This is a genomic window from Desulfamplus magnetovallimortis (assembly GCF_900170035.1).
In the GTDB taxonomy this organism is placed as follows: Bacteria; Desulfobacterota; Desulfobacteria; order Desulfobacterales; family Desulfobacteraceae; genus Desulfamplus; species Desulfamplus magnetovallimortis.
This window is the reverse complement of record NZ_LT828540.1, coordinates 652,703-678,755: the sequence shown is the minus strand read 5'-3', so window position 1 is coordinate 678,755 and position 26,053 is coordinate 652,703. Positions and strand designations below refer to the sequence as shown.

The 26,053-nt window shown below is 41.5% G+C and carries 19 protein-coding genes; 12 read left to right on the top strand and 7 right to left on the bottom strand.

What is annotated here, in order from left to right; all coding sequences use genetic code 11:
- Positions 1 to 65 precede the first annotated feature (65 nt).
- Complete coding sequence (locus MTBBW1_RS28105) at positions 66 to 239, bottom strand: hypothetical protein (protein WP_186441048.1); 174 nt, start codon at positions 237 to 239, stop codon at positions 66 to 68.
- Between the two features lie 107 nt (positions 240 to 346).
- Here MTBBW1_RS28105 and MTBBW1_RS02660 point away from each other — a divergent pair, with 107 nt between their 5' ends.
- Together MTBBW1_RS02660 and MTBBW1_RS02655 are read left to right on the top strand one after the other, a co-directional pair.
- The gene (locus MTBBW1_RS02660) at positions 347 to 982 is read left to right on the top strand and encodes a flavodoxin family protein (protein WP_080798778.1); all 636 of its coding nucleotides are present in this window, start codon (positions 347 to 349) and stop codon (positions 980 to 982) included.
- A gap of 199 nt (positions 983 to 1,181) precedes the next feature.
- The gene (locus MTBBW1_RS02655; RefSeq protein WP_080798775.1) at positions 1,182 to 3,083 is read left to right on the top strand and encodes a sigma-54-dependent Fis family transcriptional regulator; all 1,902 of its coding nucleotides are present in this window, start codon (positions 1,182 to 1,184) and stop codon (positions 3,081 to 3,083) included.
- Positions 3,084 to 3,246: 163 nt separating this feature from the next.
- On the opposite strand, the gene mtaB is transcribed toward MTBBW1_RS02655, so the two are convergent.
- The 4 genes from mtaB to MTBBW1_RS02640 are packed head-to-tail and all read right to left on the bottom strand — an operon-like array spanning position 3,247 to position 6,306.
- A complete protein-coding gene (gene mtaB, locus MTBBW1_RS02650) occupies positions 3,247 to 4,689 on the bottom strand; it encodes a tRNA (N(6)-L-threonylcarbamoyladenosine(37)-C(2))-methylthiotransferase MtaB (protein ID WP_080798773.1) in 1,443 nt (480 codons plus the stop codon).
- A complete protein-coding gene (gene mnmA / locus MTBBW1_RS02645; RefSeq protein WP_245809253.1) occupies positions 4,686 to 5,594 on the bottom strand; it encodes a tRNA 2-thiouridine(34) synthase MnmA in 909 nt (302 codons plus the stop codon). Before mnmA ends, mtaB begins: the two co-directional genes overlap by 4 nt.
- 44 nt (positions 5,595 to 5,638) lie before the next feature.
- A complete protein-coding gene (locus tag MTBBW1_RS27655) occupies positions 5,639 to 5,875 on the bottom strand; it encodes a hypothetical protein (protein ID WP_139786640.1) in 237 nt (78 codons plus the stop codon).
- Entirely contained in the window at positions 5,872 to 6,306 is a 435-nt protein-coding gene (locus MTBBW1_RS02640; RefSeq protein WP_080798766.1) for an NIL domain-containing protein, read from the bottom strand. Before MTBBW1_RS02640 ends, MTBBW1_RS27655 begins: the two co-directional genes overlap by 4 nt.
- A gap of 108 nt (positions 6,307 to 6,414) precedes the next feature.
- Here MTBBW1_RS02640 and MTBBW1_RS02635 point away from each other — a divergent pair, with 108 nt between their 5' ends.
- Entirely contained in the window at positions 6,415 to 9,159 is a 2,745-nt protein-coding gene (locus MTBBW1_RS02635) for a serine aminopeptidase domain-containing protein (protein WP_139786639.1), read from the top strand.
- A 481-nt stretch (positions 9,160 to 9,640) separates the two neighbouring features.
- On the opposite strand, the gene MTBBW1_RS02630 is transcribed toward MTBBW1_RS02635, so the two are convergent.
- Both MTBBW1_RS02630 and fusA read right to left on the bottom strand, forming a co-directional pair.
- Positions 9,641 to 10,330 carry a hypothetical protein gene (locus MTBBW1_RS02630; protein WP_080798756.1) on the bottom strand — a complete coding sequence of 230 codons (690 nt, stop codon included), beginning with the start codon at positions 10,328 to 10,330 and terminating at the stop codon, positions 9,641 to 9,643.
- 55 nt (positions 10,331 to 10,385) lie between these two features.
- Positions 10,386 to 12,470, bottom strand: coding sequence for an elongation factor G (fusA, locus tag MTBBW1_RS02625; RefSeq protein ID WP_080798754.1), 2,085 nt, complete (start codon positions 12,468 to 12,470; stop codon positions 10,386 to 10,388).
- A gap of 294 nt (positions 12,471 to 12,764) precedes the next feature.
- Here fusA and rsmG point away from each other — a divergent pair, with 294 nt between their 5' ends.
- From rsmG to MTBBW1_RS02580, 9 genes are all read left to right on the top strand, one after another.
- On the top strand, positions 12,765 to 13,490 hold the full coding sequence (gene rsmG, locus MTBBW1_RS02620) for a 16S rRNA (guanine(527)-N(7))-methyltransferase RsmG (protein ID WP_080798752.1): 726 nt from the start codon (positions 12,765 to 12,767) through the stop codon (positions 13,488 to 13,490).
- Between the two features lie 416 nt (positions 13,491 to 13,906).
- A complete protein-coding gene (gene ileS, locus MTBBW1_RS02615; RefSeq protein ID WP_080798749.1) occupies positions 13,907 to 16,708 on the top strand; it encodes an isoleucine--tRNA ligase in 2,802 nt (933 codons plus the stop codon).
- A gap of 276 nt (positions 16,709 to 16,984) precedes the next feature.
- Positions 16,985 to 17,224 (top strand): type II toxin-antitoxin system Phd/YefM family antitoxin, encoded by a 240-nt coding sequence (locus MTBBW1_RS02610; protein WP_080798747.1) that lies wholly within the window; start codon positions 16,985 to 16,987, stop codon positions 17,222 to 17,224.
- The gene (locus tag MTBBW1_RS02605) at positions 17,221 to 17,619 is read left to right on the top strand and encodes a type II toxin-antitoxin system VapC family toxin (RefSeq protein WP_080798744.1); all 399 of its coding nucleotides are present in this window, start codon (positions 17,221 to 17,223) and stop codon (positions 17,617 to 17,619) included. Before MTBBW1_RS02610 ends, MTBBW1_RS02605 begins: the two co-directional genes overlap by 4 nt.
- 124 nt (positions 17,620 to 17,743) lie before the next feature.
- On the top strand, positions 17,744 to 18,286 hold the full coding sequence (lspA, locus tag MTBBW1_RS02600) for a signal peptidase II (RefSeq protein ID WP_245809217.1): 543 nt from the start codon (positions 17,744 to 17,746) through the stop codon (positions 18,284 to 18,286).
- Between the two features lie 42 nt (positions 18,287 to 18,328).
- Positions 18,329 to 20,386 (top strand): prolipoprotein diacylglyceryl transferase, encoded by a 2,058-nt coding sequence (gene lgt / locus MTBBW1_RS02595; RefSeq protein ID WP_080798739.1) that lies wholly within the window; start codon positions 18,329 to 18,331, stop codon positions 20,384 to 20,386.
- Between the two features lie 149 nt (positions 20,387 to 20,535).
- A complete protein-coding gene (locus MTBBW1_RS02590) occupies positions 20,536 to 21,636 on the top strand; it encodes a hypothetical protein (protein ID WP_080798738.1) in 1,101 nt (366 codons plus the stop codon).
- Positions 21,637 to 21,762: 126 nt separating this feature from the next.
- Entirely contained in the window at positions 21,763 to 23,175 is a 1,413-nt protein-coding gene (locus MTBBW1_RS02585; protein ID WP_080798735.1) for an OmpP1/FadL family transporter, read from the top strand.
- 13 nt (positions 23,176 to 23,188) lie between these two features.
- Positions 23,189 to 26,053 (top strand): Lcl domain-containing protein (locus MTBBW1_RS02580; RefSeq protein WP_139786638.1); only part of this gene is annotated, 2,865 nt, incomplete at its 3' end.

Sequence of the window (26,053 nt, the reverse complement as noted above, 5' to 3'; positions counted from 1 at the left end):
TGGCGGGAATCTCTCACAAAAAAGTGTAAAGTATTTTTGGGTTCAAATGAAGGATGCCTGTTTTTTTATATAACGGCCATGGCAAACCCATCTTGCCACAACGAAGCATGAAAGCCCTGAAAAAAACCTTGAAATACGGGGACTTTCTTATAAAACCCTTGGGGCACGGGGTGAGTGTTTGTTCCAAATTTTATAATTTTAAAAAAATGTAATCCAATAAATAGTATAGGAATTTCCATTTTATCTCCTGCAAAAGCAAGTGGTTATGGAAAAGCCCGCCCGAAGGGCGCTAAGTTCAAAAATGCACCCCAATTAATTAGAGATAGCAAACAAAGGAGAAACAAAATTGAAGGTTATAGGATTTAATGGAAGCCCAAGAAAGAAGGGCAATACTGTATGTTCATTGAACACAGTTTTTTCAGAACTTGAAAAAGAGGGCATTGAGACTGAGATGATTCATGTGGGCAAGGAGAAGATTCAGGGATGCAGAGCCTGTTTCACCTGTGCCAAGAAACGTGACCAAAGATGTGCAATTGAAGATGATCCAGTCAACGAGTGGATTCAAAAGATGAAAGATGCAGATGGCATACTTTTAGGATCTCCTGTACATTTTTCAGGTGTTGCAGGTACAATGAAGTCCTTTCTTGACAGAGCTTTTTTTGTGATCTCTGTCAATAATGGCCTTTTGAGACACAAAGTTGGAGCATCTGTTGTTGCTGTAAGGCGTTCAGGTGGTCTTCCCACCATGAACTCCCTTAATCACTATATCTGCTACTCAGAAATGATTATGCCCTGTTCCAACTACTGGAACGTGGCCCATGGAATGAATCCAGGGGAAATGGAACAGGATGGCGAGGGCAAACAGATCATGGAAGTGCTTGGCAGGAATATGGCATGGTTGCTGAAAATTGTTGAGATGGGCAAAAAAGAGCTTCCGGCTCCGGAGCCTGCGGCTAAGATAATGACCAATTTTATCAGATAAATAGTTTGTTGCTTTTTTGCCGAATTCAATTTTATTTTTTTATTAGAAAGTCTCCATAGCATACTGATATACAACGACTTTCATGTTTCGTTGTGATGCGTCAGCAAACATGGGGCTTTGTTGGAAAGCCTCCATAACATACTGACATATAAAGACTTTCATGCATCGTTGTGATGCCCTCGTAATCATGAGGGTTTATATGAAAAAAGTATCTATTCTTACAAGTGAGCAGATGAAGCAAGAGATTCTGCTATCCCATATACGCTCTGAGCGCTACGGTATAAGCAGGGAGGAGAGGAGTCCAAATCAGAAACGCCTCTCTCCTGCTGCCCTTCAAAAGCGAAGATTTGTTTGCAGGGATCTCTTGGATGTGGTCTCAGGATATATTGAGGAGTTCTATGATCTTCTATCTCCTGAGCGATTCATGATAGCCTTTGTGGACAGGGACGGTTATATCCTTCATCTTGCCGGAAGTGATCGGCTAAAGGCTGAATTTGCAGAGCGAAACTGCGCTCCAGGATACTGCTGGACAGAGCGTAATGTGGGAACCACTGCAATAAGCCTTTGTCTGAAAAAACAGGTTTCCATACAGCTCAATGACAAAGAGCATTACTGCATCAAAGCCCACGGCTTTACAAGTTGTGCTGCTCCAATATTTGGTCATGAGGATTCATTACAGGGGGTGCTTGTGGTTTCGGGCAGCAATGATCTTGTCCACCCTCACACGCTGATCATGGTCACATCTGCTGCCCGTTCCATTGAGAAACACATGTGTCTTCTTCAACAGAATCGGGAAATGTCTTTTTATACAGGTTTTCTTGATCGTGTTGTTGAGTCTGCGGAAACAGGATTGATTGCCATAGACAGTGATCTGCGTATCTGGAAGAGCAACCGTAAGGCAAATGAGATATTAAAAGACGGTCATCTTGAAAACAAACCAGTTTCAATATTAAAAGGGCTGGAGATTGACCTTGATCATATCTACTCTCAGCCTTCTGTATGGCGGGAAAAGGAGTGTAATATTAAGTATGGCAATCAGGATATACATGTCATATTCTCTGCCCAGCCTATTTTATCGGAAAAAAGAGAGCTGATGGGTGCAGTTGTTGTTTTTGAAGATGTTGGTAATATAAGAAAACTTGCTGAACGTTTCTCCGGAACAGGGGCTTACTTTACCTTTGATCATCTTATTGGTCAGTCTCCATCTTTTCTTGATGCAATATCCCTTGCCAAAAAGGCGGCACAATCGACCTCAACTGTTCTTTTGCTTGGTGAAACAGGCACCGGAAAGGAGCTTTTTGCCCAGGCCATTCATAATGCAGGGGCATGTAGTGGCGGGCCATTTGTCCCCATTAACTGTGGTGCTATTCCGGGAGAACTTATGGAGAGCGAACTTTTCGGCTATGTTGACGGTGCATTTACAGGGGCAATAAAAGGCGGAAAAGTAGGTAAATTTGAACTTGCCCACGGTGGCACCATACTACTTGATGAAATCGGAGATATGCCCCATGACATGCAGGTGAAGCTTTTAAGGGTTCTTCAGACAGGTGAGGTTCAGCGGATTGGCTCAAATAAAATGGTCAAGGTCAATACAAGAATAATTGCATCAACCCATGTCAACCTTGAAAAAGCAATTGAGCATAACCGCTTCCGCAAGGATCTCTATTACCGTCTCAATATCATTACAATAAAGATTCCCAGGCTAAAGGAAAGAGGCCCGCGTGATATCATGGCCCTTGCAGACTATTTTGTTAAAAAAAATAATCCGGTGTGTCAGCTTTCAATGGGGGCAATGGATGCATTGACCGCCTATGACTGGCCGGGTAATGCACGGGAACTGGAAAATACCATCCAGAGGTCACTTCACCTTTGTGACAGTGGGATACTTGAAGAGGGTCACTTGGGGCTACCTGTGAAAAGGATAAATTCAACCGCCTCATTTACAGGTTCCCTGCATGAAATGGAGAAGAGATTAATCAGTGCGACCCTTGAAGATACATCATTTAATATGGCTCTGACAGCAAGAAAACTTGGGATATCCCGTGCAACACTTTATCGAAAAGTAAAAACACACAAGATTGATATGCCTGTAAAAAATTGAACCCAAAGTTTCATGAACTATTAAAAAGATCTGTTGGTAATGACATTTTATTGAATCTTTTCGTTTATAGGGTGGTGTCCCAAATATGTTGATGAGCTCTTCACAAACCTTGATTCAGCAGGGCTTTCACAAAAAGATATCAACACTTTTATGACACTACCGTTTATAGAATCTTTCCGTACAACCTGTTGTCTTTTTGCCTGCTCTCAATAATGACGTTGGCACATTGACCTTTAAAGCTATCCTCTCCATCTACAAGCACGGACAGGTAGTTAGATGTCACAGCAACAAGTTTTCCTGTTTTTGTGTCTCGATTCTCCTGTATAACAGCTTCAAGGAGTTCTCCGATTTGTCTGGTTTCAAATGCTTTTCTTTTGTCTGATCCAAGTTTTCTTATTAACGCACATCTTTGTTTAACTGTTTTTGAATCAACTTTGTTCGGAAAATCAAAGGCTGGTGTACCTTTTCTTGGAGAAAATGGAAATACATGAAGATAAGTTACGGGCAGTTTTTCCATGAGCGAGAAAGTATTGTCAAATGCCGCTTGGGATTCTCCTGGAAATCCAACAAGGATATCGGCTCCAATTCCTGCTGATGGCATACTCTGGTTAATGTTTGTGACAAGGGAGTGAAAAAGTGATGCACTGTATGGTCTTTTCATCCTTTTGAGTATCTGATCGTCACCGCTTTGCAAAGGGATATGAAAATGATTGCACAGGATGCTCTGTTTTTGTGATGCAATGGCAATGATTTCAGGTGTAAGCTCACAAGGCTCTATGGAGCTTAGGCGTACTCTGTGAATCGGACGATGTCGTTCGATTTTTTCAAGCAGCTCTGTAAGGGAAGATTTATCTTTAAAGTCAAGGCCATATGCTCCAACATGGATACCTGTAATAATTGCCTCTTTGTACCCCAGAGATGATAGTTTATATAGATGCCGGAATACTTCTTCCTGTGGCATGCTGCGGCTGCGGCCCCTTGCATAGGGTACGATGCAGTAGCTGCAGAAGGCATTGCAGCCATCCTGGATTTTTAGATATGCCCGTGTTTTGTTGCCGGTGACTGATGGTGAAAATGAATGGAAAACTGTTTCTGTGCATGAATTACTGGCAGGAAATGGAATGTTTTCAGTAATTAAACCAGGGCGTTTTTTATCTCCATCAGGTGATCTATTTATATCAGTATTGTTTTTGTTTTTGCCATGGGAGACTTTTTTACTTATATAGATTTCTTCCGTTATAGAGTTTTCTTCCGATATAGCACGGGCAATATTGAATTTGTCACTATGACCTGTAATAATATCAACCTGCTCAATTTTTTTGATATCATCAGGTGCTGTCTGTGCATGACACCCTGTCACAACAACTCTTGCCTTAGGGTTTGCTCTTATAATGCTTCTTATCTGCTGCCTTGACTGCATGGCTGCCTTTGAGGTAACAGAGCATGTATTAATGATGCATATTTCAGCATTTTCGCATTTTTCGCTTCGACTCCAGCCCATTGCTGAAAGTTCGGCTGCAATACCATCGGATTCGTACTGGTTAACTTTGCATCCAAGTGTTGTAATATAAAATGTTCTGTATTTTTCATTTGCAATATTATTCATTGGATGATTCCGGCTCCAATTACCTTATCTTCCTTATAGAAAACAGCTCCCTGTCCGGGGGTTACTGCAAATTGAGGAGAATCAAATATTATTTTAATGTGATTTGGACAGGTTGTCTTATTAAGAGTTTCTGCTGTAGATTCACTGGATGGAAATAGCGTAGATGGTGCATCCGTATGGCTGTACCGTATTTTTGTCATAACCTTCATAGGTTTGTCCCATGAAAATTCAGTGCATGGTGATAACCAATTAACATTTCTGACATTCAAAGTATCACTGTAAAGCTCCTTCCTGAAACCTACAATCAGGCGGTTGTTTATCATGTCAATGGATTTTACATAGTAGGGTTCCGGTCCTGGGCAGTTTAATCCCCGACGTTGCCCAATTGTGTAGCAGTGAAGCCCTCTGTGTCTGCCAACAACCTTATTGTCTGTTGTTACAATATCCCCTGGTGTGAATTTCATGCCTGTTTTTGAAACAATGAACTCTGCAAATGTAGAATCATGGATAAAGCATATGTCTTGACTCTCTTTTTTTTCCAAGGGAACAAGGTGGTTTTCTGATGCTATCTCAATTACTTCCTGCTTTGTATATTCACCAAGTGGAAAAAGTGTATTTTTTAATTGCCGATGCGACAGCATGGATAAAAAGTATGACTGCTCCTTTAAACTATCCAGACCTTTCAGCAGAACTGGATTTTCTTCATCATCACGCTCTGTTCTTATATAGTGGCCTGTGGCAATAGTATCTGCACCAAGTTTAACAGCAGCATCGTACAACGCTCCGAATTTGATTTTATGATTACATACAAGACAGGGGTTTGGGGTGGAGCCTTTTCTGTAGGTATCTATAAAGTAATTAACAACATGTTTTTCAAAAAGTTCTTTAAAATCAACACAGTGGATAGGAATCTTAAGTTGTTTTTCAAGATGGTGAATGTCAAGTTTTTTTACTTCATACCCTGTTGTAAAGTGGATTCCAAAAATATTAGAATATTTTTTTTAAGAAGCCAAGCTGCAACCATGGAATCCACGCCACCGCTGACTGCTACAGCCACCCGCTTTGAAGAATTTTGGGGCATAGTAACTGCAGCAGTCATCTCTTTACTGTGAAAACACATTTGATGTTCATAGTTGGGGGTATCCTGAATCGACCATGAAGAGTTAGTGGTGCTGTTATTTTTCACTGCATCATATCTTCTGTATTTTTTTTAGAATAAAGGCCCATTGCTCTTGTGGGACATGTCACTATACAGAGTTCACACACTGTGCATTTATCCTTATCGTAAACTACTTCCATTTCCGGACGCTTTATGAAAAGCGCTCCTGATGGACATACAGCAGTACAGGCACCGCAGTGGGTACACTTTTCAGTATCCCGCCAGATCTCCTGCTCTGCGGAGCTTACCCTTACGCCCTGGTCTTTGAGAAAGCGAACACCTTGCTTGAAACTGTCCCTGGTTCCGGAAATTTCAAGTACCATGTAGCCGTCTTTTCTGTTGGATACCCTGGCACCAAGGATGTTAAAGAGCAGATCAAATTTGCGTGTCAGATGGCAGACCACTGCTTTCTGGGCAACTTCCGGCGGAAAATGCAGAATCAATATTTTTGAGTACAAGTTATCCTCCATCATGGGATCAATATTTATTTTGACAAAGTAGTAATCTAAGAAATAATATGGAGATGGTCAAGGCTAATCTTCCATATTTCCCAAAGGAGACCATTTGTGAACCGATTTGCCTATTACATGTCAGGATATGCTTTTAGGGCCTTTTCAGGAATTTCAAAGGCAAGAATTACCATACATGGCAAGGAGAAAATTCCTGAAGGCTCACTTATTTTTACAGCCAACCATTTTACACGCATTGAAACTGTCTTTTTACCGTATCACATCCATGAGCTGACAAAAAAGCCGGTTTGGTCACTTGCTGCGGCAGAGCTTTTTCAAGGTGGTTTAAAAGGCATCCTTGAAGCCATGGGTGCTGTATCCACAAGGGACCCCCAGCGTGACTTTCTTATCGTTAAAAGCCTTCTTGCAGGAACGGCAGAGTGTATCATTTTCCCCGAAGGTATGATGGTAAAAAACAAGAAAATCACAAGAGATGGTGAGTTCAGGCTATATCAGGATGGAGAAGTGCAACGTCCCCATACAGGTGCTGCAATTCTTGCCTTGACCACTGAATTTTACCGTGAGCGCCTTCGAAGGATGAAAACAATCAATCCTGTTGAGTTTAAACGACTTATAGATCAGTATGAACTCTCTTTTCCAGAAAAAATTCTTGAACAACAGACTTTTATAGTGCCTGTTAACATCACATACTACCCTGTAAGAGCAAAGGAGAATGTCCTTAGCAGACTGGCTTTAACCATGATGGAGAATCCTTCACAAAGGGTAATGGATGAGCTTTTGACAGAGGGAACAATGCTTTTTTCAGGTGTGGATGTGGATATCAGGATTGGCGAATCCATTGCAATTAAAGATTACTTTTTTAACTCATTTGTGGAAAGTGATGTAACATCAAGAAGACGGGTTGATTTTTCAAACCGCCTGAGCTCACACCATGTCATGAAGGCTGCTGCACAGGATATCATGAACAGGTACATGAAATCTGTTTATGAGATGACAACCCTTAATTATGACCATATTTTTGCATCTATTCTAAAATATTATGTCGGAAATGATGGAATTGACGAGTATGACTTCAGGTGCAGGGCTTATCTTGCAACATTTTCCTGTTCAATGTCTCTTTATTGCAATTTTCACAGAAGTCTTTATGAAAACCAGATTCACATCCTTACCAATGACCGTTTTCACAGGTACGAGGATTTTCTCAGCCTTGCTTTGGAAACAGGTATTGTTGAGATGCGGGAGAATAGGCTTTTCAAGGATAACACAAGATTTGATTCTCCATCTGCCTTTCATACTGTAAGAGTTGACAATCCGGTATCTGTCATTGCCAACGAGGTGGAACCACTCTCAAGACTTCAGGCGCATCTTGCAGACATTGCTGCAAAGACTCCTTCAGAAATTGCACAATTGATGCTCTACAGGATAGAAGATAAACAGTATAACCAATATATAAATGATTTTAACAATTTTGCCTGTCCTGTAAACCTTCTGGACAAAAATATTGAAGCAGTGTGGTCAGCTAACTCTTCTTCAGGTAATACCACATCTGGAAAGTGTAAAGACAAAGACCTTTTTATAGATAATATGGCCGATAAAAAAGGTTGTGATGAAAAAGGCCAAAATGAACTTAGTGAAACTTCTGGCAATACTCGTCATGGAAAAATTGAAGTTAAAGAAAATATCCATCATGGAAAGATTGAAACTAAAGAAAATACCTATCGTGGAAAGATTGAAACTAAAGCTGATGAAGTAGGTGATAATAATCTTGATGGAAGGTTGCAAGATGGAAGGTTGCAAGATGGAAGGTTGCAAGATGGAAGGTTGCAAGATGGAAGGCTGCAAGATGGAAGGCTGCATGATAAAAGCGACAACAACAGGATTGATCATGGGAATAGATCAAAAATCGAATCTGCAAATAAAAATGCGCTTTTGGTAATAAATTCCTCCAATGAAAAAGTCGAGATTGATAACGAAAATCACATAAGTTTCATAAACCGTTATCCAACAGCAAGAAGCAGAATGGCCGTCTATAACAACGGAAGGCCAAGGCTTCTAAAATCTGATAGCGGAGATACGGGAGTTCTTCTTATTCATGATTATCTATCAACTCCCGGGGAGCTTGTCTCCTTTGCTGCCTATCTTCAAAAAAATGGCTACACGGTTTATATGCCAAGGCTTCCGGGTCATGGAACTTCACCTGCAAATCTTCTTGAAACAACTTTTGAACAGTGGATAGAGTCAGTGGAAGAGGGGCTTGTACTGCTTCGGACACTGTGCCGGAAAAAAATTGTGGGTGGGCTTGGAGTAGGAGCACTGACAGGCTTTGCCCTTCAATCAAGGGTAAAGGATATAGATGGTTTTTTTATGGTATCCCCGCCATCAAGAATAAAAGATTATTCATCAGGTTTTCTCGTTCCAGGGGGATTGTGGCAACAGATGATAAAAAGAGCAAGGCATCCATCAGCAGGTAAGGATATGTTTATTGAATATGCAATTGAAGGTTCGGAGAGTGACTCTGTTGGCTTCAGATATACAAGTCACCCTGCTTCGGGGCTAAGGCAGGTTGAAATGTTGATGAACATGATTGAAGCAGGAGTCAAGGAGAAGCATGACAAGCAGGGTGAACAAAAACAGATCAGGCTCGATGTTCCTGTTCTTGTGATTCAGTCAAGAAAAAATCCATTTGTTGATCCAGATGGTACAAAAAAACTGTTCGATATGATGCCGGCATCTGTCAAAGAGTATTACCTATTTGATTTTGACAGGCATACTATCCTGACAGGAAAAGGCTCCCAGAGAGTTTATGGTGCTGTCTCTGAATTTATTGCTTCCATCTTGTAGTTTTATTGCTTTCATCTTGTAGTTTTATTGCTTTCATCTTGTAGTTTTATTGCTTTCATCTTGTAATTTTATTGCTTCCACCTTGTAGTTTTATTGCTTCCACCTTTTAGTGTTCTTTAAAGGTTTGTTTGTCGGTAAAATTGTCTGAATCATGATGTCCAGGATTAACACTCAAAGTCGGAACCTATGATCCAAAGTCGGAACCTGTGATTTTGTAAGCCTTGTCAACACTGTCTGAATCAGGATTCCCCATGATTAATAAAGATAAGGAAGGATTATCTATCCTGAGCATCCTATCCATCCTGGTTATCCTGGTTCAGACAACTGCAATAACTTCTGAAAAAGCAATAAGATGTCATTTTTGAGTTAACAAGGGCAAAATTATTTATCCTGAACATCCGTTTCATACTGGTTATCTTTGATTCAGACAATTTCCGATTTACATGTCAGTGGGGAATTTTTTATCTCCCCTTTCCTTGCATCAGATAAGCATCATTGTTGCAGGTTCTATAAGGTGCTTTTCGTTAACTTTGGCACCATTTTTAAGGATGACAACCTCTATTTTGTCTTCTCGGGGTTTTAGAAAAAGGGCCTTTGAAAAACGAGCCTTTACATTATCAAGCTGCACAGGAAAACCTTCACTTGTAAGATTTTCTTCTCTGTGGCTCTGCATGGAAAACCATATTGCCAGAGAGAAATCAGCAGCAAGTTTTGCAAGGTCATCAAGGATATCAGAACAATCCCCGTCAAAGTCGATACCGTCAACAACGATCATGGCAGGTATCTCAAGGTTATCCTTTTTAAGTGTTGCAAGGTAGTCCCTTATATTCTTTGAAGCAAATGTCTGTCTATTATAATTGATACCGAATTTGCAGATATCTAAGTCTTCCCAAAGGCGATTTGCTTTGATGGGGTCAATGTATCCAACACTGTCTATGAGGCTGTTGTAGCCTTCTTTATAGCGGACATTTATCTTATCAATGGCATCATCAAGGCTTATATGGATAACCTTTTTCCCATCAAGGAGCCAGGATATTGCAATTTGTACCAGAAACTGGGTCTTGCCAACACCTGCTCTAGAAACCACTGCACCAAACTTGCCCTGCTCCAGGTACTCTTTCCCCATAATCTGAACTGCCGGGCTTTTTTGAATGAGATCTTTTCTCAGCATTTTTACCTCACTATATTTTTATATTTAGGAATTAAAGTTTAAAATGAAGTATTCTTTATTTTTTCTTTTTCTTTTCTTCTTCCCGAGCCTTTATAATATCTTCAGACACTGATTGGGGAACCTGCTTGTAAGAAGAAAATTCCATTGTAAACTGAGCTTTCCCCTGGGTTGCCGAGCGAAGTATGGTGGAGAAGCCGAACATTTCAGATAGAGGAACCTGGGATTCAATTACAGACATAACCCCTTCTTCCTGGGAGCCTTGAATGATACCGCGACGCTGGTTTATAAGACCCATGCATGACCCCTGGAACTCATTTGGAGTCTCTATAACAACCTTCATGATAGGTTCATGGATTACCGGATGGGCTTTCATGTATGCCTCAAGAAAACCACCTCTTGCTGCTGCCTGGAATGCCATTTCAGAGGAGTCAACAGCATGGAATGCTCCATCTTCAAGGGTAACTTTAACACCTGTAACAGGAAATTCCATTTTCGGACCTTTTTCCATGCATCCCAGAAATCCCTTTTCGCAGGCAGGAATATACTGGGTGGGAATCCTGCCGCCTGTGACCTTGTTGACAAATTCAAATTCCTCTTCAGTGGGCTCAATAAATCCGGAAACACGTCCAAACTGACCGGAACCACCTGTCTGTTTTTTGTGGGTATAGTTGAACTCTCCCTTGCGGGTAATTGTCTCTCTGTAGGCAACTCTGGGCTGGCCGGTCTCAACCGTAGCCTTGTATTCCCTTTTCATTCTCTCTACATAGACTTCAAGATGAAGCTCACCCATTCCCTGTATGATGGTTTCGTTGGTTTCCTTATCAACATATGTCCTGAAGGTTGGATCTTCCTTTGTAAAGCGGTTAAGTGCTTTGGACATATTGATCTGGGATTTGTTGTCAACAGGCTTGATGGCAAGGGAGATAACAGGCTCCATGATATGCATTGCCAACAGTGAATAGTTGATTCCGGGACTTACAAAGGTGTCACCGGAAGCACAGTCAATGCCAAACATGGCACCAATATGACCTGCCGGGATCTCGTCAACATCTTCCATTTCAGAAGAGTGCATCCTGATAAGACGTCCCACCTTAACCTTACGACCGTCACGGCTGTTAATAATAGTGTCGCCTTTTTTAAGGGAACCCTGATAAACACGTATATATGTTAGCTGTCCATACTGGCCGTCTTCAAGTTTAAAGGCAAGGGATACTGTGGGTTTGTCAAATTCACTGACAAGGGAGACTGTCTCATCATTTTTATCAAGGTCTATTGCTTCGTTATTAATATCAAGGGGAGATGGCAGATATTTTATTACTGCATCAAGAAGAGGCTGGACAGCGGTGTTCTTGTAAGCTGAACCCATGAATACAGGAGTCATTTCCCTTGCAATGGTTCCTCTTCTGACAGCTTCAACAATAAGGTCTTCCGGAAGCTCCTTTTCCTCAAGAATGAGCTCTGTAAGCTCATCGGAATACATGGAGACTGCATCCACCATCTCTTCACGTTTCTCAAGGGCTTCGTCCATAAGCTCTGGCGGGATCTCTTTTGTGATTACCTTCTCACCATTGTCACCTTCAAAATAGTATGCCTGCATGGTGACAAGATCAACAACACCTTTGATTTTGTCTTCAAGTCCTATGGGTATCTGCATCAATACCGGATTGTGTCCCAATTTCTCTTTAAGCTGCCTTGCAACCCTGTAGGGATTTGCGCCGCTTCTATCACATTTGTTCACAAAAGCGATGCATGGAACCTGGTATCTTTTCATCTGCTGATCAACTGTAATGGACTGTGACTGAACCCCTGAAACTGAACAGAGAATCAGAACAACACCATCAAGGACTCTCAGAGATCTTTCAACCTCAACAGTAAAATCCACATGACCAGGTGTGTCAATTATGTTTACGTCATTTTTTTTCCATTCACAATGTGTGGCAGCAGATGCAATGGTGATTCCTCTTTCCCTCTCAAGCTCCATTGAGTCCATTACAGCTCCGGCACCATCTTTGCCTCTCACCTCGTGAATCTGATGAATTCTGTCCGTGTAGTACAGAATTCTTTCCGTCAAAGTTGTTTTACCTGAATCAATGTGGGCACTGATTCCGATATTTCTTACTCGTTTTAAATCCTTCAGCATATTACACTGTCCTTTTGACTGAATTTGTTCACAGATTTGCCCGTTTATCCCATTGCATACTGTGCTTCCGAATTGTTTTTAAATGTTGATAATTGAAATATGCTCTGCTAAAATCAACAGGTTAAATGGTTTTCTTATAGTAATAGAAAATCCCGCAATAATATAAGAAATTATTTTTTGTGTCAATCAAAATTTCAGGCGTATATAATCAAAATCGACACATTTGTGGCTTTATTGTTAGTTATGGAAGCTCTCATCAAAATTGATAACAACAGGTTTTAAGGGGCAAGATTAATGAAGCTGTATGACAAATCTCAATTTGGTACTCAGTGGAAAAAGACGGTTTCCAATGGATGCAACTCATTTGGTGTCGAGTTAAGCTCTTTACAGCTTGAGCTTTTAGCCTGCCATGCTGCTGAACTTATGAAATGGAATAAAAAAATTAATATTACTGCCATTGTTGATCCTCACGAGATTGCTGTAAAGCACTTTATTGATTCCATTGCCCTTTGCAAGTATATCCCTTGGAATTTAAAGCTCCTTGATCTTGGAAGCGGAGGCGGTTTTCCCGGACTTCCTATTAAAATTGTCAACCCTTCAACTTCTTTGACCATGGTTGATGCATCAAGGAAAAAAGTCAGTTTTCTGAAGCACATGATCCGTCTTCTTATTTCAAAAAGTAAGAACGCAACTGATATGCCTGCCTTGTCTGATATGACAGCACTGCAAGCCAGGGGTGAGGAGCTTTCAGGTGACAAAAACTGTGCCGGTTGTTTTGATGTTGTGGTATCACGGGCTTTTACATCACTTGTTGCCTTTACGGAAATGGCATTGCCTTTTATTAATGACAGAGGGGCAATCCTTGCCATGAAAGGTGCTCTTTCTTCTGAAGAACTTGCCCTCTTTGATGAGCATGAATTTTTAAATGATGGCAGAAAGATAAAAAGAGATATCATATATTATAGTCTTCCATTTGAAAGCTATAAAAGGTGTATTGTAAAAATAACCATTTTACCGTGAAAATGGATACAAATTTTCATATTCGGGGGTGGCCGGACTCCGGCCATGACGGTTTACCTTTATTTTGAAGGCAATAAAATGCAAATTTCACGGAAGTAGATATAATATTGGCTGCACCACTACAGGTCAAAATAATGAACTTTTCTTGACATAAAGGTGTGCCATGACTTAGATTGACCGGAATCCTGGATTGGTGCCAAAATCCTTTAATCATGGTTCAAAATTTTCTGAAAAGTGTAAAGTACTTTTGAGTCTGTATGAAGGAAGCAAAAAACATAACACATATAAAAAGCAATACAATTATAAAAAGCAATATAATTATAAAAAGCAATACAATTTGTTCAATAAAAGTTGATGACCAGATGACCAAAGTAAATTAAAAAGACAAGAATATATCGGAGGCCTTGAACATCATAATGGATTACAAAAAAACCTTGAACCTGCCTGTGACCAGATTTGCAATGAAGGCAAACCTTGCCAACAGAGAGCCGGAACAACTGAAAGAGTGGGAAAAATCAGGACTTTACAGGAAAATAAGACAATCATCAGCAGGCAAAGAGACCTTTATCCTTCATGACGGCCCTCCATATGCCAATGGTAATTTGCACATAGGTCATGCAATTAATAAAATACTCAAGGATATAATAATCAGATCCAAACAGATGGCAGGTTTTGATGCGCCATATGTTCCTGGTTGGGACTGTCATGGACTTCCCATTGAACACAATGTGGATAAAAAACTTGGCTCAAAAAAGAAGGATATGACACCGGTACAGATCCGCCAGGCGTGCCGCAAATATGCCGAAGGATTTGTTGATATACAAAGGGAGGAGTTCAAGCGTTTTGGTGTGGCCGGAGAGTGGGATGAGCCATACCTTACCATGAACAATGCCTATGAAGCACGCATTGCAAAGGAGTGTGGTGAGTTTGCCTTAAGCGGTGACATGTTTCTTGGTAAAAAACCCATTTATTGGTGCTGTAGCTGTGAGACTGCCCTGGCAGAAGCTGAGATTGAATATAAGGATCATGGTTCACCATCAATTTTTGTTAAATTTCCTGTAAAGGATGATCTTGGTGATCTTCTGACCGCCATTGGTGGCAGGGAGGTTTTTGTTGCTATCTGGACAACTACCCCCTGGACCATACCTGCAAACCTTGCAGTTTGTCTCCACCCTTCGTTTGAGTATTGCGCTGTTGAAACCGAAAATCAGGGTGTGATCATAATGGCAAAGGAGCTTGTTGACTCTGTAATGTCAAGGTTCAATATCACGGAATACAAAATCCTTGGAGATCTCTCTCCTCTGGATCTTGAAAATAGAAAATGCAGCCACCCAATGTACGAAAGGGATTCCATTTTCATCCTTGGGGAGCATGTAACCCTTGAGGCTGGCACAGGTTGCGTTCATACAGCTCCTGGGCATGGTGCTGATGACCATATTGCAGGCCTTAAATACGGACTTGAGCCATATTCCCCTGTTCTTGACAACGGATGTTTTGCCGATGATGTAAAAGGCTTTGAAGGGCAGTTTATCATGAAGGCAAACAAAGGCATCATTGCAATGCTTGATGAACGTTCTCTTATTCTTAAACATGAAGATATGTCACATTCATATCCACACTGCTGGCGCTGCAAAAAACCTGTAATTTTCAGGGCAACCCCCCAGTGGTTCATATCCATGGACAAGCAGGAACTTCGTAAAAAAAGCCTTGAGGAGATTGACAATGTCAACTGGATACCATCATGGGGCAAGGCCAGAATTTACTCCATGATTGAACACCGGCCTGACTGGTGTCTTTCACGTCAGAGATCGTGGGGAGTTCCGATTCCTGTATTTCATTGCAAAACATGCCAGGAGGTCTATGTAACAAGGGAATCTGTTGACAAGATTCATGGGCTTTTCCTTGAACACAGCTCTGACATCTGGTTTGAAAAGAATGCTGATTTTCTTATGCCCGAAGGGGCAATCTGTGCCAAATGCGGCAGCAGTGACTTTGGCAAGGATCACAATATTCTGGATGTCTGGTTTGATTCAGGCGTAAGCCATGCCGCAGTACTGGAAGAGCGTGAAGGACTTAAGCGACCTGCTGATCTTTACCTTGAGGGAAGTGACCAGCATCGCGGGTGGTTTCACAGCTCTCTTTTGACTGCTGTGGGAAGAACCGGAAAAGCCCCTTACAAATCTGTACTTACCCACGGATTTGTTGTGGACTCAGATGGTAAAAAAATGTCCAAGTCAGTGGGAAATGTTGTAGCACCTGAAAAGATCATCAAGCAGCATGGAGCAGATATTTTAAGATTGTGGGTGGCATCTGCTGACTACAGGGATGATGTTAGAATATCCGATAATATTGTAAGGCAGCTTTCCGATGCCTATCGTCGTATTAGAAATACATGCCGTTTCATGCTGGGTAATCTCTTTGATTTCAATCCTGCAAAGGACATAAGACCAATAGATGGAATGGGGGATATGGACAGGTTTATCCTGCACAGGATGGGGGAAATCCTTGAAAAATCCATAAAAGCCTATGATGCATATGAGTTTCACACAATCTACCATGCTGTGCATAATTTCTGTACAGTTGAACTTTCTGCTTTTTATCTTGATATCATTAAGGATCGCCTCTACACGTCACCGGCAGGGGAGGGTGCAAGACGTGATGCCCAGACAGTCATGTATTCTATCCTGGATGCTGTTGTCCGTCTAATGGCACCCATTCTTCCATTTACAGCAGAGGAGGTCTGGACACACATGCCTGATTGTGAAGGAAAGGCTGAAAGTGTTCATCTCACCTCTCGTCCCTCTGTTGATGGATCATGGAAAGATGATATTCTTGCAGTTAGATGGGCAAAGATACTTGATGTCAGATCGGAAGTTACAAAAGCACTTGAAGAGTCCCGTGCTGCAAAACTCATCGGTCACCCCCTTGATGCAAGCCTTTCAATCTATACAGCCGACAGTGATGTCAAAGAAATCCTTGCCTCCTTTGGTGCAGATTTAAGGGATGTTTTCATTGTATCCGATGCATCACTTCTTCAAGAACCCGTTGAAAATGCCTGGACAAGCAAGGAGATTGAAGGCCTTCAGGTAGTAGTTAAAAAAGCAGGTGGTGAAAAGTGCGAACGCTGCTGGAAATATGACACCACAACAGGCAGCAGGGAAGATTTTCCGGGAACATGTAATCGTTGTTCGGCAGCTCTTGATATAATTGGCGTTTGATATTCTTGTCTTTGTTATATTCTCAAAAGCGACACCTATGAGCTTTTGAGCCTTGTCAATACTGTCTGAATCAGGATGCCCAAGATAACCAGGATTTACAGGATAAAAATCTTGAGCATCCTGTAAATCCTGGTTATCCTGATTCAGACAAATTCAATAAATGCCAACAAGGTGTCGACTTTGAGTATATTGCAGGGGCAATCCACTGTGGTTGCCCTTCAAAATTGATATGCCAAAATCTTTTCTGGAACGCTATATTTTAGTAGGAGCAATGAAATGAAAATAATGCCAGTTAATGAATTTGAAACACAACTTATACAGGTTTTGGAGAGTGTCAAACAAGGTGAAGAAATTATCATTTCTCATGGCGATAAAAAGGAAAAAATTGCTGTTATTATTCCATATAAAGAGTATCAAGAAAAGAATATAATCAAACTTGGATTGCTTGCCAAAAAAGGCAGTTATAAAATTATGGATGATTTTAAGATGACGTCAGAGGAGTTATTGGGAATTTGAACTACCTCATTGATACACACTATCTACTTTGGAGTATGTTTGAGCCTTCAAGAATAAGCATAAATGTCCTTGATGTATTTAATACTACTGATAAGGTTAAATATGTCAGCAAAATAAGTTACTGGGAAATTTCGTTAAAATATTCATTGGGCAAGCTGGAATTATATGGTGTAACACCGGAAGATTTGCTTGAAATAACTAAAGATGCTGGTTTTAAGGTTTATGATATTCATGAACAAGATGTTATTTCATCATATCAGCTTCCATCTGTACCATCACACAAAGACCCCTTTGACAGAATGTTAATTTGGCAATGTATAAAAAACAACCTTGTGCTTATTACTAATGATAAAAAAATACAAGCCTATAGAGAATATGGATTGAAATTATTATAAAAAATTGATTTTTGCCTTCATCATACAAGTGAAGTAACAGATATTTTTTTCCAAATGATTTCAAGATTTATCAAAAAAACGTGCCACTGATTCAGGATGTTATAAGAATATAAGAGAGGCACTGATGACAACGATAAATCAGTACGAAGGGGGGAAGAAAATTAAGAGTTTAATGAATCTCATAATAAAAGATCCAGTGAGAAGGCTTCTTCTTATAAGTGGAACAATTATTGTTTTTGATCAAATAACAAAATATCTGATCATTTCAAACTTTATGCTCCATGAAACAATGGCAATTACAGGTTTTTTCAATATTACCCATGTATTGAACCCTGGCGGTGCATTCGGGCTTTTTGCGGATCATTCTGCTGTGCTCAGAAAGTTTTTCTTTCTTTTTGTCTCGTCTGCAGTAGCTCTTATTCTTTTATGGTTTTACAAGAAGACCTGGGAGCGATATACCTTTTTTTCATGTGGCCTGGCTGCTATTTTTGGAGGAGCTGTGGGCAATCTTATTGACAGGTTTCGATATGGTAAAGTGGTTGATTTTCTTGATTTTTACATCGGGTATTATCACTGGCCTGCATTTAATGTTGCTGACAGTGCCATATGTGTTGGAATGGGGATATTTGTTTATCATGTAATAACTAACAACATTCCGGAATTCTGAATTTAATCTCTCTGTTACTTCTTCCTTCTTAAGGAGAGACATTTGCATCCTATACTTTTCAAAATCGGAAATATAACCCTGTACACCTATGGGCTGTTTGTTGGACTTGGTTTCCTTGCTGCTGTAATGCTTGCCGGCAGAAGAGCCTCAAAACAGGGAATTGCCCAGGAGGAGATTACAGATCTCTTCTTTGTGGTTCTTGTCTCTTCCCTTGTCGGTGCAAGGGTTCTTTATATAATCCTGAATTTTGAAGAATTCTCATCCGATATTCTTGCAATTTTCAGAATCTGGAATGGCGGACTTGTTTTTTATGGTGGATTTATTGCGGCACTGCTATCTTCCCTGATCTATGTTAGGATAAAAGGAATGCCAGTGTGGCGTACTGCTGATATCATTGCACCTGCTATAGCTCTTGGCCATGCCATTGGCAGAGTCGGATGTTTTTTTGCAGGCTGCTGCTATGGCCACTCGTGTGATCTTCCCTGGTCAGTTACTTTTAAAGATCCAGACTCACTTGCACCTTTGCACATTGCACTTCATCCCACCCAGCTCTATTCCGTTCTATCCAATTTGTTGCTGTTCATAATCCTTGTTGTGGTGGATAAAAAAAAGAAATTTGAAGGTTTTACATTCTGGCTCTATATCTTTCTTTATGGCATTTTCAGAGCGTTTATAGAGATATTCAGAGGAGACCCGCGAGGTGATTTTGTGCTGGACTATCTCTCTGTATCCCAGGGGATAGGGCTTTTGATGTCTCTGGTAGGACTCTGCATGCTCATTTATCTCTTTAAATCAGGTTTTACCTCAAATATTACTTCAAATAACAATACCGGAAAAAAAAACATGCCGGAAGTGAAACACAATGATCTGCAAAACTTTATAAATACCCTGAAAAATAGCAAGGTTCCACAGGTTTTTTTTCTATGGGGAGAAGAGTTTATTTGCAGGAAGATATTTGACACCATTATTGATTTTTTGTTGCCGGCAAAACATAAAGATATAGGATATGAGCTGCTTGAGGGAGATGATGCCATCATTCCCGCAATGATAGAGAGGCTTTCCACATACTCCATATTCCAGGACAGGCGCGTTGTGGCTGTTAAAAATGCTCCTGTTTTTCCCGCTCCCGGCATATCTTCTCCTCCGGGGTTTAAGTCAGAAGATATTGACCAGCTCAACCAGTTCATTTCAAAAGGCTTTCCTGATAACCATTTTCTGGTTCTAACCTCTCCCAATGCAGATCGCCGCCGACTTCTGTTTAATACTTTTAAAGAAAAAGGCCTGGCAGTTGATTGCTCTGTTCCCAAAGGAAACCGCAAGGTTGACCAGACAGAAAAAACCGAGCTTCTTCGCTTGACCATGAAGGATATTCTGGACAGAAGCGGCAAGGGAATTGAAGGGTATGCATTCAACCGGCTCTCCGAGATGACAGGTTTTGATCCTGCAACCTTTGCCGACAATTTGGAAAGGCTTGTGGCTTTTACCGGTGATCGGAATATGATAACTGCATCAGATGTGCAGTCTGTTATTAAAAGGACAAAAAAAGATGCCATCTTTGAATTGAACAATGCAGTGTCTGACAGGAATATTGATCAGGCTATATTTTATTTTAAGTCCCTTTGTGACAGCGGATTTTATCATCTCCAGCTTCTCTCTGCCCTTGTAAACCATTTCCGTAAAATTTTAGTAATAAAGCAATTTGTTGTTACCCAAAAGGCAAAGGGCAATAACTGCTGGCAGGCGGCGAATAATAATTACAATCTGTTCACCAGGAATACAATGCCCCATGTTGTCAAGGCAGATGAGGAGCTTGTCCGTACCCTTAATGAATGGGAAAATGACCTTGCACCTGTTAACTCTGATGGTGATGAGCCGAAAAAACAAAAAAAGATATCAACGGATTTGATCATTGCTCCCAATCCCAAAAACACCTTTCCTGTTTTTCAGATGTTTCTTAAATCAGACCGTTTTTCACTTGATGAGATTGTTTCAATATTTACGGAACTTGCAGAACTTGACTATCAATTAAAATCATCTTCGGACAATGACCCTCTTATACTGCTTGAGGCTTTGATTCTTCGTATCTGTATTCAAAACTAAAACTGAAGATGATTCTGTTGTTCTCACCCCCCAGCTCTCTCTCCAAGAATGGAGAGGGGGAGAATAGTTAAAAGGGTGCACTGATATCAAATATTTACATCTAATATTCAAAAAAAGGTAAACTCAAATTTTATAATCATGGAGGTGTTATGGACATAAAAATTGGAAAGTTAGTTTTCAGGATTCTTTTAATGGTATCAATGCTGTCTATTGTAAATGCATGGGGAGCATCATGTTTTGATTCTCCTGATGGCTATCTTGTTCTGACAAACGAGGTTTCCCACACTGTTGATTCTGGAACCACAATGGTTGTTTACGGAACGACAGGAGTCAATAATCTTGTCATTGAAAGTGGTGCCAGAGCAAAACTTATTAATTTCCCTGGTGCCAATGTGATAACTGTCAGGGGAAATTCAAGTGATTTCATCCATTCCCGATCCGGAGCAATGGTGACATTACAGGATGCCGAAACTACACTCCTGGTGCTTCCTGCCACTCTTGTCTCCCAGACGATTATTTTTGATGATCAACCGATGGAGCTTATCATTGATTCAGGCACTGTTATGCTGGATAGCCAGGTTGTTGAAATGGGAATTATACCGGATAAATTTGAATCAGATGACACCTGGGAGACAGCATCAGTAATTCCACAGGCCAGTATCAACTCTGAACACTCAGAGCTGGATGGCTATGAGTACAAACAGCTCCGTAATTTTCATAGTGCCGATGATGAAGATTGGGTAAGATTCTATTGTCAGGGTAGCCCCAAATCTTATCGTCTTACTGTCTATGAAGCAGGGATCAACTGTGACGCAGCCATTGAGATATATTCAGATGATGGAGAGACCCTTGTTAAATATCAGGATAATGGTTTGAATGGAGAGGATGAAGCCATATCTTTTTCTTTTCCCACTGATGGCATCTATTACGCAAGGATTGTACAGATGTTTGAGGGAGCGTTTAAGGACGAAAGTGAATATTCCCTGATCCTTGAAGAGGAGCAAGGTGCAGTGCTGCCTTCCATGATATACGGTATTGTAACCCCTAACATCAGCGCATATCTGAGTACTGACGGCAGGGGCGGGGCACTGACCTTTTATAAAGGATATTACTTTATGCCCCATTTGCCCGGAACATTCACCATAACTGTCACACCCCTTGTACCTGGCTATAAAAGCCTCTCCCAGAGAGTGACAGTAAATGATTTTCCTCCTATACGGCTTGATTTTACATTGCTCGCTGATGATTAAAAATCAAGGTAAATCCTTTAATCATGAAAATCATGGATCAAAAAAAGTGTAAACTGATAACTGAAGGATGTCGCATCAAATAATCCTTATTGTTTCTGGCTTGTCCAGGTTAGGGGTAAGGTGAAAATGGCTTTTAAAATAGTGGTGCATTTGATATTTTTATTTACATCTCTTTTCCCTGTCTTGATACTGGCTGAAGAAAATTATGGTTTTCTGGAAAGAATTGAAATCACCTCTACACCAAATCCTGTAGGTTCAGGGGCAAGAGCACTTGGTATGGGAGGCGCTTTTATTGCCATAGCAGATGATGCCACAGCAGCATCCTGGAATCCCGGTGGCCTTGTCCAGCTTGAAAAACCTGAAATTTCGGTTGTGTTTAGTGGAAATCACAGAAAGGAGGAAAATTTTTTTTCTGAATACCCTGATGCTTCAGGAAATGAAGAGGATAACCGTCACAGGCTGAACTATCTGAGTGCTGCCTTACCCTTTGTTTTTGCCAATCGCAATATGGTACTTTCCCTGAATTACCAGCATATGTATGATTTCAGCCGTGGATTTGCTTTTGAGAACTTTTTTGTGGATTCTGCATCAGATCCCTCTGAAGAATTTCCATTTGCAACGTTTACAGACAAGTACGAATTTGAACAAGATGGTGCACTTTACGCACTTGGCCTTGCCTGGGGCATTGCGGTTTCACCTGATCTCTCGTTTGGCATTACCCTGAATTACTGGGGTGACTTTATTTATGAAAATGAATGGGAGGAATCCATTGCAGTTAAAAGAGAACACGCTTTGCTTCATCTTGAAACAAATACAATGGATACCTACTCTTTTGAAGGATGGAATGCAGTCCTTGGATTTCTTTACAGGCTTAACAGTCGCTGGACGCTGGGAGGGGTTTTGAAAATGCCTTTTAAGGCGGACATTAACCATAGCCACTATGAACACAATGTAACAACAATACCCGATTCAGCTCTGCCTTATATGGATTTGTCTTTTAATGAACAAAATTTTTCAGATGTTCCTGATGATCTTATGTCCGATACGGGTATCTCATTCAATGAAACAAGCAATGAACAGCTCAGGCTTCCCATGTCATGGGGCATAGGGCTGGCATATCGTTATTCCGACAACTTGTCGGTGTCGCTTGATTATCACAGAACTCTCTGGAATGATTTTGAATATATTGATGCTGATGGAAACAAAACCTCTCCTGTAAACGGCCTTTCCCTGGAAGAATCAGGTATTGACCCTGTCAACTCATTACGTATGGGAGCGGAATATCTCATTATCAAAGACAACATTGTCATCCCTGTGCGAATGGGAATCTTTTACGATCCCGCACCTGCCAAAAGCTCACCAGATGAATATATGGGATTTTCCATTGGCACCGGACTGGCATGGCGCTGGTGTGTAGTGGATGTGGCCTATCAGTTCCGTTACGGTAATGATGTGGGAACATCGCTTATTCAAGGTACTGACTTTTCCCAGGATATAGAGGAGCACATTGTCTATTGTTCCTTGATTACCCATTTTTAATAAGGATAAAAAAATGAAACAGATAAATCACACCCTCTTTATAACATTTTTTCTGATGTTTCTCTTGTTAGCAACTTCCGCCCATGCAGTTGGCCCTTTTGTTGACAACGGAGACGGCACAGTTTCCGATGAAGTCACCGGCCTTATGTGGCAGCAGACAGATGACGGAGTTACACGAACCTGGGAAGATGCCTGCCAGGCATGCGAGGAGCTTGAGCTTGCAGGTTATAATGACTGGCGTGTCCCAAGTGTGGAGGAATTGAAGAGTATCGTTGATTATTCTAAGTATGATCCGTCAATTTCTGATGGAATATTTAATAATGTAAAATCAAGTTATTACTGGTCGGGCAGTACGTACGCCGATGGCACTGATGGCGCGTGGCGCGTGGTTTTCGGCTATGGCGGTGTTGGCAACTACGGTAAGACCATTGGTAGCTTCGTTCGGTGTGTTCGTTCGGGATCATATTGGTCATTTGATCCTTTGGATTATTTGGTTATTAAAAATGACAATATTGTAGAAGATACCCAAAAAGAGCTTGAATGGCAAAGAGAGGATGATGGAGTTGAACGAACCTGGGAGGTTGCTTGCCAGTATTGTGAAGATCTTGTGCTTGATGGGCATAGTGACTGGAGAATTCCTGATGTTGAGGAATTGTCATCTATTGTTGATTATACCAGGTATAATCCGTCAATCCCTGCCAATATATTTAATAATGTAAAAACAATTAATTACTGGTCGGGCAGTACGCGCGCCAGTAACACTGATTTCGCGTGGCTCGTGCATTTCTACCATGGCAATGTTGGCTACGCCAGTAAGCCCTATGATAAGTACGTTCGGTGTGTTCGTTCGGGATCATCTGGATCATTTGATCCTTTGACCTTTTCAATTTTAGCCAGTGAAGAGGAGGGTTATGCGCCACTTGTCGTATCTTTTTCCTGCACAGTATCCTCGGGCAGCTCTCCATATGAATATGAATGGGATTTCGGGGATGGTAGTGCAGCAAGCAGTCAGCAGAACCCAGTTCATACATATGATGTTTCCGGAGTGTATGCCGTTATCTGTAAGGTGACTGACAGTGCAGGTGAGGAACTCTCAAAATCGGTGGCAGTGGAAGTGCTGGAAAGAGAAGAGCTTGCAGTTACGCTTCAGGTGTCACCGTCAAGTGGAAAAACTGGGCAGGAATTTTCTTTTTCCTGTACTGCAGTTTCGGGCAATCCTCCCTATACATATTTATGGGATTTTGGAGATGACAGTGCAGCAAGCAGTCAGCAGAACCCTTCCCATATTTTTGATGTTGCCGATTATTATTCGGTTCTGTGTACGGTGAACGATACCACAGGACAGAGGTGCACAGAGACGATTCTAATTGACGTCCAGCAAAGCCAGGAGCTTGTAATAGCACCTCTTGAAGCAACCTTGACCTCCGGTGTGGCTCCCTTGTTGACAACCTTCTTCTGTGAGGTGACATCTGGTAATCCCCCCTATACATATTCATGGAATTTCGGGGACGGCACACAGGCGGTTTCACAGGAGAGCCCTGAGCATACCTTTCACTCTCCAGGCACTTTTACTGTAAGGTGTACGGTGACTGATGCCGTGGGACAGACAGCAAGCGGAACCATTGCCATTGAAACCAGCGAAAAAACATCAAAGGCCATCATAATAGCCGGCGGAGGCCCCTACGAGGAAAATGCCATCTGGGAAGATACCGTAACATGTGTGCAGATAGCATATCGTGCCCTGCGTAACCAGGGCTATGAAGAGGAGAACATCTATTTTATCAGCCCGGATAACGGGATTGACATTGACGGGGATGGTGATCTTGATGTGGATGCCTATGCAACTTTGGACGAAGTCTATAATGCTGTTACTTACTGGTCGGTATTTTCAAATCCTCCTGATGAGCTTTTGATCTACATGACGGATCATGGCGGAGTGGGCAAGTTTATGCTCAACGAGGATCAGGAGTGGCTCTATGCAAGAGATCTTGATCTATGGCTGGACACGATTCAGAGAAACATGGATGTGGATGTTATCCTTGTCTATGATGCCTGTTATTCAGGCAGTTTCATTCAATATATGACCCCGCCTCCTGGTAAGCTGCGAATTTTGATTACAAGCTCCGGGCCTGATGAGGCAGCCTCCTTTGCCGATGATACCCTCTATTCCTTTTCGTACCAGTTCTGGGCCAAAATTATTCAGAGCGGCAGCCTGTATAATGGTTTTACCTCCGGAACAACGCAGATGTGCGGCAGGCAGACCCCCCAGATAGAAGCGAACTGGATTCTGCAGGATGGTTCGAACATTGTGCCAAATGAAAAGGAGGACAAAAGTATTGCAAGCACAGTAAGGCTGGGTAAGGGGTACGGCCTTGCAGCGGTTCCACCGGTTATTGGGGAGATGCCGGATACAATGACCCTTGATGGAAGTGAATCTGCACGGTTATGGGCAGGCAGTATTATCACTGCTTCCGGTGGGCTTGACAGGGTTTGGGCAATGGTTATTCCGCCGGATGCCTATTCCGGATCTGCGGATGTTCCTGTCACCGGGTTGCCTGTGGTGGAGCTTTTGGATGGAGACAGTGACGGCGTTTATGATGCACTGTATGACGGATTTGGAAAAACAGGCACATACGAAGTCAATTTTTTTGCAATGTACACTGTGATGAGTGGTGATCTTGAAGTGGAGGTTATTTCCGATCCTGTCATGACAACGGTTATTCAGACAGGCTCAGGAACGCTTAACATTGATACGCCTGACAAGTATGTAACCATGACAAATGACGGTGCTGTATGCAGGGTTCCTTCCGGTTATGTTTACCATGTGTATGGGTGCCAGGGAACCAACAGCGTTGTTATTGAAAGTGGCGCTGGTGCC